We start from the raw sequence: 11,061 nt of genomic DNA on the forward strand, positions 1-11,061 counted from the left end.
TATCAAAAAACGTGAAATGAGCTCTAAAAAAAGTTGTTCACAGACAGATTTTGCTATTTCAAAAATCACTTTCAACAAGATTGCTATAGCAAAAAATGTTACATTCTATAAATGATATTGAAAAATGGCTAGCACACGACATCAGGGCAATAAATATCAGATTATTAAAACAAAAAAATTAATAAGTTTGAAAAATGAAAAATAGTTCAAAACCTATAATCATAAACAGCATTTCCGAACTGCACCGCATAACAGGAATAGAAAAACCACTGCATCCAATGATTAGTCTTATCAGTTTTGGCGAACTTCCTACACAAATAGATTTGATGGGAACCAAAGTAGTTTTAAATTTGTATAGCATTTTTTTGAAGAGAAACCAGAAAGGAAAATTGCAATACGGACAAAACATTTACGATTTTGATAAAGGCATTTTAGGAATGACCGCCCCAGGGCAACTATTATCTACACACGGTCAATACGAAGCACAAGGTTGGTGGTTGATTTTTCATCCCGATTTCATACAAGGTTATCCGCTTACAAAATCAGTTAACAAATATGATTTCTTTTCTTCCTCAGTAAACGAAGCGCTTCATTTATCTGCCAAAGAAGAAACTTTAATTGAAAACATTTTTCAGAATATTGCACAGGAATACAACACTCTTATTGACATCTACAGCCAAGACGTAATGGTTTCGCAATTAGAACTTTTGCTTAATTACACCAATCGCTATTACAGCAGACAATTCATAACAGGAAAGACGAACAATCAAACCATAATCACAAAGTTCGAAGTTTTACTTTCAGACTATTTTAAAACTAAAAAAACTGCAGACAATAGATTGCCTAACGTACAGTATTTTTCATCGTTATTATATATATCATCACATCATTTAAGTGATATTCTTCGCAAGTATACAGGGCAAAATACACAACAACACATTCACAACAGAATTATAGAACTAGCTAAAGAAAAGCTATCTACAACTGATTTGTCCGTTTCCGAAATTGCTTATGAATTAGGATTTGAACATTCGCAATCTTTCAGCAAACTTTTTAAAAGTAAAACAAATCAGTCTCCTTTGAAGTTTAGACGATTATTTTATTAAAAAAGGAAGGGCGAATTTTCTCTAAATAATACAGGTTGATAAATAATTGGTGTGATTACAGAGATTTGAATTTTGATATTTTAGAAAAAGCATTGAGATTAGGCTATTTAGATCAAAGCTAGAATGGTAAATAATTCAATGGAATAAGTGTTGACTATCGACATGGTACTTTTCATGCTCTAAACTGTTTTAAGCCTGTTTATGCCCTCTTCCATTTTTTGTTAAAATCAGAGGCAAAATTCAGCGGCAAAAAAGGCGGTAAAATAAAAAACTCAAGCAGTGACTTTTACATTTTCTAACAGGACAATTATAGCTAAAAAAAAGAGGGTTTAGAATAGGGCATAATAACCTTGATATTCCGTTCCTTTTCTTTGATATGACTAAAACGAAAAAACCCTCTAAACTGTGACAGTTAGAGGGTTTCTGATAGAATTTGACATCTATGTTGTCGGGGTGGCAGGATGCCGTACCGACGTTTTAAATATCTTATTTTCAACCACTTACATCCTCCTGAAATATCAGGGTGTAGATTAGGGCATAAATCATTTCAAATCAAATCAGCTTAAACCATTTTATCAACTTGTATAACTATCGTCCGATAGTAAAGTATAAATAACTGCTTATTTGATGGCTCAAAGATAGGTTTTTGATGTCATCCTACAAAATAAACTTTAAACAAAAAACACCATAATTCGCTAAGTACTTTTGTATCTTACAGTTCAATTTCATTATTCCAATAAAAGCTCCTCCTCACTCCTCTCCCCAAGGCCATGATGGGCTCCAACCACTGACCAAAAAATCATGAGTTTTATAGACTGCTGTATATTTTATGGCAAATAATCGCCGCTTCTGCTCAACAAAGTCTTAAAATAATGGATTGTAGAAATATTCTAAAAACTTATTAAATTTAGATCAATAAATAATGCTCACATTTTAACTCTCAAAACTCGCTATGCACAAGACACTTTTTGATCAAAAAGAACGCAGTTTACAAGGATCTGCGGATTATAATTCCGATCCTTACGAATATTACAACGACAGCGCTAGAACTGATGTTGGCATCGTACGCGAAACTATAGAGAGTTGGTTTAAAATGTATCCCGATGAAGAAAAAGATGAAATGATAGCGAGATTCAAAGTAAGTTTCGATGATACATTTTTTGAATTGTATATATACACGCTTTTTAGCGCGATGGGTTATAAACTAAGCGTTCACCCAGAAATACCCGATACCTTAAAAAGACCGGACTTTAAAGCCGAAAAAGGAACTGAAATGTTTTACATTGAGGTGAAACATATTTCAATGCTTTCGCAAACAGAAAAGAGCCAAAAGAGAAGGGAAAACGTATTGTTAGATGGCATGAATAAAATTGATGCATCCAATTTTTTACTAAACTTAAAAAAGATAACATTCAAGGATCAAAGTCAGCCAAGTAACAAAATGATTATTAAATTTTTCAACGAAGCAATTGGAAAAATTGATCCCGATGAGTATGAGAAAGAACTACTCAGAGTTGGTTTTGGCGGGATGCCTTCGATCACATACGAAGATGAAAAGGTAAAGATAGAACTTAGCTTGTTTGTAAAGGTTGAACATAAACGTGGTATCCAGTCACGGTCAATTGGATCACATCCCTTTCAAACACAATGGGGTAATGATAGTGCGACTATAAAGTCTGCCTTGGGAACAAAAGGTTCCCGTTACGGAAAATTCAATGCACCATACATAATTTGTCTAAATAAGCAATCGATCAGTCTTGATATATTAGAACTTCAGGAATCATTGTATGGTTCTATGGAATACAGCTGGTCAACAAATCCAGAAAACAGAGATGAAAAACTGAGATTGTCAGGAAATGGCTTTTTTGGTTCGTCAAAAAACAAAAAATTTACCAGGGTTTCCGGCGTGTACCTTACAAATGCGAACACGGCAAATTTGGTATCAACCGGCGACCATGCCTTTAGGCACAATCAGTTTGCTGAATTTCCAATTAGTCTTAATATAACCTCTTCAATACAAAACATACTTCAGCTGAAAGAAACCTATCCATATAGTTAGTTCTATCTAATTATCTTTGAGTTTTCTAGATCAGAAACAGATCGATCATTTTCTAACATCTTGTTCAGCCATTCAGGGGGCATGGCCTGGGGAATAAACGGATTATGGTCACATTGCCAAAAAATAAACTGATCACTCTGATTCGCTGAAAACTGGCCAATCGGCTTATTTTAAGGGTTTTTAAGCTTCTGTGGAGGTCTTGCTGACTACTTTCCGCGCAACCCCCACCCGCACTGGCATAATTCATTTCGGTTCGTTTTCAAGGATCAATTATGAGCTTTAGTTATAGATAGTACATTAATCACATCTAAATATACAATACCAATATTAAACGATAGAAATTTAAGAAATCCGTTTTCTCATCTTATCTTTTATGCTGCTGGTCGATACTGCATTCAGCCCCCCTTCCCTAGATAGTTTATTAGAGCAAAGAAAGGTTATGCAGCATTTCTTTGCTTAAAAATGGCTCCATCAGATTTCATAGTGAAAATCTTAACAAATGTCCGTTTGCTTTCATTTCTGTATTTGAAAGATAATTTTAAATCTTCCTTACAATCGGATTTCATTTTAGCTGTTAATACACAATATTTGTCTTGTGGAATATCACTCTTGAAAAGTTCGAAACTGAGGGTATAATTATCTCCACTAACTTTAGTTACTTCAAGATCATAAATATTCTCGTTCAAACATTCTATTTTAAGGTTGAAATCTACCACTGTGTTATTCCATCCAAACGATATAAGTGTTCCATTATCAATTTTTATGTCTGCCTTTGGTTTCTTTTTCCATGTTCGTACAATACCAAATATCGTGAGCCCTATTCCTAGCCAAGCTGCAATACTTCCCCATTGAGAAGATTGAAATGGAAAGTCAAAAATTTCTTTAAAATTCATTTATAGTATTTTTCTGATTAACGTAAATTATGATGTATCTTCCCATTCCTAAAGCTTTATCTTGTGATAAATAATAGTGTCACCATATTTGGTTGGCCATTTTATAGTTCGCTTTTCCAGATCAACCTTCATGATTCTGACTGAACTGGACATCGGTTCCTCTATTCTCAATGTATGATCACTTTTTTGAAATGTGGCTACATTAATTCTACCGGGGCCATAATTAATCCAAAAACCAGCTTTTTTATTTTTGCTTGGACGTTCCGGGTCATCTTTTTTGGCAGCTGACCAATTAGAGAGCGCTTGAATATCAAATTTACCGTCATCCGTAGGTCTAACTTCAATAGTATCTTTAAAATGATCATAGTTGTTCTCACTTTGAGAAGCATACTTACCCGCAATTTGGCTTTCGGAAGATGATGAACAAGACATTAAACAAGTCATCAATAGTAGGCAAGATATTAAGCCGGTATTCTTTAGTGTTTCCATAAGAGCTTTAAAAATGTAATTAAACTAAATATACATGACTAACTAAGGTAACAACTTTCCTTAAAAAATCACATTGAAAATCAACAATATCAAAAACTAACCTATTTAAGCATTTGCTTAAATAATTAAAAACTATTACCTTTGCTCTTATTAATGTAAATATATGGGAGATGTAAACAGTTGTATTCGGGAAAAAGCTAATCCAATACAGATTAATGAATGCAGAAACAAGATCGCAACAAATGAAACTTCATTCACCCAACTATCCGGAATACTATCCTTGGCCGGAAACGAAGTACGCTTAAAGATTCTCTATTTATTGGAACAGGAAAGAGAGTTATGTCCCTGTGATCTAAGTGACATATTAGGAATGAGTATTCCAGCGGTTTCACAACACCTGCGGAAAATGAAAGATGGTAATATCATCGAATTTCGGAAAGAAGGACAAACAATCTTCTATTCCTTGAAATCAGAACATTTAAAACTACTTCAGCCTTTCTTCAATATTATTAATCAAATAAACTTAATCACAGAACACGCATGAGCAAAGCAAACACCAACAAACTTTTAGGTTCGGGCATATTGTTGGCCTTTACTTCTTCCTTGTGCTGTATTGTACCTCTGTTGGCGCTATTTGGTTCCGTTGGTAGTCTAGCATCGATGTTCAGCTGGGTAGAGCCAATACGTCCTTATTTGCTTCTAGCAACAGCTTTAGTATTGGCCATAGCATTTTACCAAACTTATAAACCGACTAAAAAAGATGATTGCGGCTGTGAGGAAAAAAAGACTGGTATGCAATCAAAGACCTTTCTTTGGGTCGTAGCACTTCTTTCTTTTACCCTATCTGCCTTTCCCTATTATGCTCCATACTTTCAAAAAAAGCCTATACAACAAAGCACGACAAGTAATTTCAATTATAAGCAATCCGTACTTCATATACGGGGAATGAGTTGTTCAGCTTGTGAAGGACACATTAATCAGGCTTTACAATCCAAAAAAGGGGTAAAATCAGTTGTTACCTCATATGGGAAAGGACAAGCAGTTGTCAAATTTGATTCTACTCAGATTTCATTGACACAACTGAAAGAAATTGTAGAAAAAGAAACAGGTTATAAAATCATAAATAAATCAGCCAATGTCAACTAAAGAGATAATACTAGAGTCTACTATAACTTGCCCTGTTTGTCAACATCAGAAAACCGAAATAATGCCGACAGATTCCTGTCAGTACTTCTATGAATGTGAAAAATGTCACGAAAGGTTAAAGCCTTTAAAGGGCGATTGTTGTGTGTTTTGCAGCTATGGAACTGTGCCATGCCCGCCTATACAATTAAACAAATCATGCTGTATTTAAAACAGTATGATTTGTTTAATCCATTTCTTACAATTAATACATATTGTGATTTTTTAATCTTCTTTTTTAGTAAGCGGATGTTTAAGGTTTAATGTTTTTGATCTTATTTTGCCAGTCTTAATGCTTCAGCAAATTCATAGGGTAGCAGACTGGCTTCAATAGCTTTTGCTGCTTTTTCTACATCGTATTCTACCCTTCTAAATTCAACCTTTACACTTTCTTTATCTAACAGTGAACTGTTAGATAAAGAAAGTGTCAATATAACATAACACGATCTTTGATCTTTATCTTTTGGTTTTCCGACTGATCCCAGGTTTACCACATGCTTAAATTTACCATCTTCAGTATTCAAGATCCTGTGATAAGGTTTGTGCGAATGGCCAATAAAAAGTAAATCGGCATGAGCCTCCTTCATCATTTCCAACACATAACTTTCTTCTGTATCTACCAGTACATACTCATCAACACTCCGTGTGCTACCATGAGCTAATACAAGATTTAATTGATCGTTACTCAATTTGTACTCCAATTTAATATGAGCCGGAAGTGTTTTTAAAAATTCCCGACCGGATTCATCAATAAGGTGATAGGCATATTTCTTCCCTGGTTCATTAAGGCTATCAGCAGTAGTAATTAATTTTTCAACTTTCTCATCATGGTTGCCTTTTAATGTAGCTATTCCACGTCTGCGTATTTCGGCAATTACCTCATTCGGCCATATATTATAACCTACTAAATCACCAAGACAATAAACGGCATCCGGTTTTTGGTTATCCATATCCTGCAACATTGCTTCAAATGCGGGCAGGTTGGCATGTATATCTGAAAATAGTGCAATCTTCATATTCTATAGAACCTTACCATGACCTGGAATTTAAAAAGCTATTAATCACCGTGGTAAACGCATCTGCAAAATCTTCCATCGTTCTGATTTTATCTGAAAGACCAACATTTGAAAGTACAGCTTGTTTAAGCAACTGAGCGAGCTGTATCGCCAATGCTGAAGGGTGTCTTTGATCATTTCCGGGTATAACAAGTAATGGCACGGAAATTTCCCGAAGCTCATTTATATTATAAAAAGCCCTGTCGTAAACGATTGATGCCGCGGCTAAAATACTTTTAGCATCCGATCTGGGTATAGCGTCCCGAACCATTGCCCCAATTACAGGAGAAAGATTACTCAAAATTGATTCCCATGCAGCTGTTAATCCATTTTGTCTAATTTGATCCATGTATTGTTCAAAAAAAGCAACCTCTAATGCCTTACTCTCATCATCTTCAATATCTTCTACACTTATCAATATGAGGCCACTTACTCTTTCGGGATAAGTAATCGCAGCCTTTAAGCTTATAGTAGTACCTATGCCTGCTCCTCCAATAACAGCATCAGGAATTTGTAGATAATTCAATAAATCATTAATATCTGAAGCATAATTAGCCCAAGTATAATTGTTCGGATCGTAACAAACTGATTTACCATATCCTCTTACATCAGGTAGAATAACAGTTCTATCATAGCAAAGGCGTTTGGCAAGAGGCAATAAACTTTGATGATCGGGGCCTCCGCCATGCAGTAATACCAGTGTTGATTTTGATATGTTATTCTTGGGCTTAAATATTGCAGCATTCAGCCTACACCCATCTCTAGCTATGAAATTGAAATACTGATGATCAAGCATTAGTCCTCTTTTTTCTTATTCAGAGATTTCAACTTTGCTTTCATAACTCTAATCTCTTCCTCCTGACTGGAAATGATTTCCTGTTGTAATTTCTTAATTTCTGGGTCTCGAGATTTAGATTGTTCACTCATCAGTATAGCGGCTGCATGGTGTGGGATCATTCCTTTTAAAAATTGCTTATCCGAAACGGCTGTTTGAGATTGAATTAGTAAAAAGAATGCAACTAACCCAACTGAACATATTGTAATCAAGCTAATATTGAGTTTTTTATTACGGTACATTTTGCCCATTAAAATAAGCTCAATGATTATCATAGGCATCGTCATTAATCCAGCCATATAAAATTGGTTAATATTCGGATATACATTTGCCAGGCTATTTGCCATTGAGTACATTAGAATGTACATTGCTACAAAAGAAAGCACTGCCATAATGAGCAGTTTTTTGTAATGGTCGCCATGATTTTGTGGCATTTCCATTTGTTTATGATCTTTATGTTCCATAATTAATGTGATTTAAAAAATATATTTAATTAACAATTAGTCAATCTTCACACTTCTAAGGCGCAATGAGTTCAGAATAACGGATACTGAACTGAAACTCATAGCAAGCGCAGCGATCATCGGTGATAATAAAATTCCAAAAAGAGGGTATAAAAGCCCCGCAGCTACAGGTATTCCCAATACGTTATAGCCTAGGGCAAAGAAAAGGTTACCTTTAATATTGCTCATAACTTTATGGCTTAATAACCTCGCTTTTGCAATTCCATTGAGGTCTCCTTTCACTAATGTGATTGCTGCGCTTTCAATGGCGACATCTGTTCCTGTACCCATAGCAATGCCAATATCTGCCTGTGACAAGGCGGGGGCATCATTTATACCGTCACCTGCCATAGCAACCTTTTTCCCTTCAGCCTGCAGTTTTTTGATTTCATTCAGCTTGTCCTCTGGAAGCATTCCTGCTTTAAAACCATCTAAATTCAACGTTCCGCTAACTGCTCTTGCTGTATCTTCATTATCGCCAGTGAACATGATTACTTTTAAACCTTCTTCCTGAAGCTTTTTGATAGCGGTTGCACTCGAGGACTTAATTTTATCAGAAATCACTACAAATCCCACGGCCTTATTCCCGATAGCTAAATAAGAAACTGTCTTGCCTTGTTTTTGGGCAGCCTTAACTTGTTCTTCCAATTCAGGATTAATCTTGGCTTTAACGTGTTCCATTAGCTTCTTGTTACCTAGAGCAAGTTTTTCGTCTTTTAAAGTACCCGTTACACCTTTACCTGTTACCGCTTCAAAATTTGAAATTGGTTGAACTTTTACTTTGTTTTCTTCTCCATAACGTAATGTTGCCTGTGCTAAAGGGTGCTCGCTGCTGCTATTTAACGCTACTATTCTTTCAAGGACTTTCTTTTCATCAAAATCCGGATTTGCACTAACGACCTTTTCAACCGATGGTTTTCCTTCAGTAACCGTTCCAGTTTTATCAATGATGACTACGTCAATAGCATTCATCTTCTCCAGGGATTCTGCATTTTTGATAAGCACACCAGACTGTGCGCCTTTACCTACGCCTACCATTACAGACATTGGTGTAGCCAAACCAAGCGCACATGGGCAAGCGATGATCAATACGGCAATCGCATTTACAAAAGCATAGACATAAGCAGGTTCAGGCCCATATATTGCCCAAACTATAAATGTTGCTATGGCAATCAATACTACTATAGGAACAAAATATCCCGAAATCTTATCCGCCATTTTTTGGATAGGCGCTTTTGAACGACTGGCAGAATTAACCATTTCGATGATCTGAGAAAGTAGTGTTTCTGAACCTACCTTTTCGGCAAGCATGACAAAGGTTTTATTTCCATTAATAGTTCCTGAACTCACTTTATCACCGGATTTCTTTTCAACCGGAATAGGTTCGCCTGAGATCATAGACTCGTCAATCGTCACCTCTCCAACTTTAATACTACCATCAACAGGTATTTTTTCTCCCGGTTTTACCCGCAACATATCGCCTTTTTGAATGTCATCTATGGAAACTGTCGTTTCTTTATCTCCAACAATTTTTGTTGCCGTATTAGGAGCTAACTTTAATAATTCTTTAATCGCACTGTTTGTTTTCCCGTGTGCCCTAGCCTCCAAAAGCTGCCCCAGTAACACCAAAGTTAGGATAACGGTTGCTGCTTCAAAGTAAACGTAGACCGTGCCATGGTGGGTTTTAAACTGGTCTGGAAAAACGTCAGGAAAAAGCAGGGCGACAAGACTAAACAGCCAAGCCACTCCCGCACCAATACCGATCAAGGTGAACATATTCAGTTTCCATGTGACAATGGATTGCCATGCACGCTGAAAGAACATCCATGTCGCATAAAACACCACCGGAATAGATAAAGCAAACTGGACCCAGTTCCAATATTTCAGCTCCATTAACTTGAAAATCGGATTACCCGGTATCATTTCCGACATTGCAATCAAAAAGATGGGTACAGTAAAAATGGTTGCAATCTTAAACTTGCGCAAAAGCGTTTCATACGTTTTATCTTCCTCTTCCAAATTAATCCCTAACGGCACCAAATCCATCCCGCATATTGGACATGAACCTGGCTGATCCCTAATAATTTCCGGGTGCATGGGACATGTAAATTGGGTAGTATGCTTTAGTACAGGCTGCTTCAGTAAGTCCATTCCACAAACCGGGCAATGACCTGGTTTATCATAAGTTTTATCTCCTTCACAGTGCATGGGACAGTAATACACTCCACCAGTTTCGTCCTTATTATCCTTAACCGGAGCAATGCCATTATCTTGATGAGCTGAGCCATGGTGTTGATGACTGGAGTGATTTGGTGTATGTTTATCTTCAGTAATCTTTTGAAAGCCGGACATTTCAATCCTATAATTTCCAACAGCAGAAAGCGTTTCTTGCAATTTTTCTGTCGAAATATGCTTATCCATCATAATTGTTGCTTCAGCTGGCTCCAAGGTGACTTTTGCTGAGATCCCGTCAATACTATTTAAGGCATCTTCCACTTTACTGCGACAACCCTGACAGCTCATTCCGGTTATTTTATAGGTATGCTTCATAATGTTGAGGTTAATAATTTAATGTTAGTCCACCACCGTAGCCCATGTCACTATCGTAGTGGGTAGAAAGGCCTAAATATTTGGTAACGATGTATCTAAATCCTGCCATATACTCTTTGTCTGTATTGACCATAAACTGAAAACGAATTCTTTTAGAAATAGGGACATCTTCTCTCGTCAATTGAAATCTAACGTTTCCCTTATGATCGACAGAAGCATCTGCGACAATTAGCATTGGCAAAGTGTACTGTACCCCCAAATGAAATACCTGTCTGAAATTTTTCGTATTGCCCTGCCCGAAAAGATTATCCCCAGGTGCTGTAGACTGTCCAAAAATATTCTTCTCCATCGGATCAACGGTTCGTTTTCGGAAATCCCATCCAACATAA

11 protein-coding genes and 1 pseudogene are annotated in these 11,061 nt (G+C 36.3%); 5 read left to right on the top strand and 7 right to left on the bottom strand.

What is annotated here, in order from left to right:
* Nucleotides 1–194 precede the first annotated feature (194 nt).
* Both R2Q66_RS17830 and R2Q66_RS17835 read left to right on the top strand, forming a co-directional pair.
* Complete coding sequence (locus R2Q66_RS17830) at nt 195–1,106, top strand: helix-turn-helix domain-containing protein (protein ID WP_316751510.1); 912 nt, start codon at nt 195–197, stop codon at nt 1,104–1,106.
* A 952-nt stretch (nt 1,107–2,058) separates the two neighbouring features.
* Nucleotides 2,059–3,165, top strand: a complete 1,107-nt coding sequence (locus R2Q66_RS17835; protein WP_316751512.1) for a hypothetical protein — start codon at nt 2,059–2,061, stop codon at nt 3,163–3,165.
* Nucleotides 3,166–3,602: 437 nt separating this feature from the next.
* Here the strand turns inward: R2Q66_RS17835 and R2Q66_RS17840 are convergent, their stop codons facing one another.
* Together R2Q66_RS17840 and R2Q66_RS17845 are read right to left on the bottom strand one after the other, a co-directional pair.
* Nucleotides 3,603–4,058, bottom strand: coding sequence for a hypothetical protein (locus R2Q66_RS17840; RefSeq protein ID WP_316751514.1), 456 nt, complete (start codon nt 4,056–4,058; stop codon nt 3,603–3,605).
* A 48-nt stretch (nt 4,059–4,106) separates the two neighbouring features.
* Complete coding sequence (locus R2Q66_RS17845) at nt 4,107–4,547, bottom strand: hypothetical protein (protein WP_316751515.1); 441 nt, start codon at nt 4,545–4,547, stop codon at nt 4,107–4,109.
* 163 nt (nt 4,548–4,710) lie between these two features.
* Between R2Q66_RS17845 and R2Q66_RS17850 the strand changes: the two genes are divergently transcribed.
* From R2Q66_RS17850 to R2Q66_RS17860, 3 genes are read left to right on the top strand one after another with little or no spacing between them, the layout of a single operon-like run.
* Entirely contained in the window at nt 4,711–5,091 is a 381-nt protein-coding gene (locus R2Q66_RS17850) for a metalloregulator ArsR/SmtB family transcription factor (protein WP_316751517.1), read from the top strand.
* Complete coding sequence (merTP, locus tag R2Q66_RS17855; RefSeq protein WP_316751519.1) at nt 5,088–5,693, top strand: mercuric transport protein MerTP; 606 nt, start codon at nt 5,088–5,090, stop codon at nt 5,691–5,693. The genes R2Q66_RS17850 and merTP overlap by 4 nt, the downstream gene beginning before the upstream one ends.
* Nucleotides 5,683–5,901: a GDCCVxC domain-containing (seleno)protein gene (locus R2Q66_RS17860; protein WP_316751521.1), complete on the top strand. Its 219-nt coding sequence runs from the start codon at nt 5,683–5,685 to the stop codon at nt 5,899–5,901. The genes merTP and R2Q66_RS17860 overlap by 11 nt, the downstream gene beginning before the upstream one ends.
* Nucleotides 5,902–6,004: 103 nt before the next feature.
* Here R2Q66_RS17860 and R2Q66_RS17865 read toward each other — a convergent pair whose 3' ends face one another.
* The 5 genes and pseudogenes from R2Q66_RS17865 to R2Q66_RS17885 form a co-directional block, all read right to left on the bottom strand.
* Entirely contained in the window at nt 6,005–6,745 is a 741-nt protein-coding gene (locus R2Q66_RS17865) for a metallophosphoesterase family protein (RefSeq protein WP_316751523.1), read from the bottom strand.
* A 13-nt stretch (nt 6,746–6,758) separates the two neighbouring features.
* Entirely contained in the window at nt 6,759–7,580 is an 822-nt protein-coding gene (locus R2Q66_RS17870; RefSeq protein ID WP_316751526.1) for an alpha/beta hydrolase, read from the bottom strand.
* Nucleotides 7,580–8,083 carry a DUF305 domain-containing protein gene (locus R2Q66_RS17875; RefSeq protein ID WP_316751528.1) on the bottom strand — a complete coding sequence of 168 codons (504 nt, stop codon included), beginning with the start codon at nt 8,081–8,083 and terminating at the stop codon, nt 7,580–7,582. The genes R2Q66_RS17870 and R2Q66_RS17875 overlap by 1 nt, the downstream gene beginning before the upstream one ends.
* Nucleotides 8,084–8,119: 36 nt before the next feature.
* The gene (locus R2Q66_RS17880; protein ID WP_316751530.1) at nt 8,120–10,672 is read right to left on the bottom strand and encodes a heavy metal translocating P-type ATPase; all 2,553 of its coding nucleotides are present in this window, start codon (nt 10,670–10,672) and stop codon (nt 8,120–8,122) included.
* Between the two features lie 10 nt (nt 10,673–10,682).
* Nucleotides 10,683–11,061 (bottom strand): annotated as a pseudogene (locus tag R2Q66_RS17885) (copper oxidase); the annotation flags it as partial.

It is taken from the genome of Pedobacter gandavensis (assembly GCF_032677645.1).
Taxonomy (GTDB): domain Bacteria; phylum Bacteroidota; class Bacteroidia; order Sphingobacteriales; family Sphingobacteriaceae; genus Pedobacter; species Pedobacter gandavensis_A.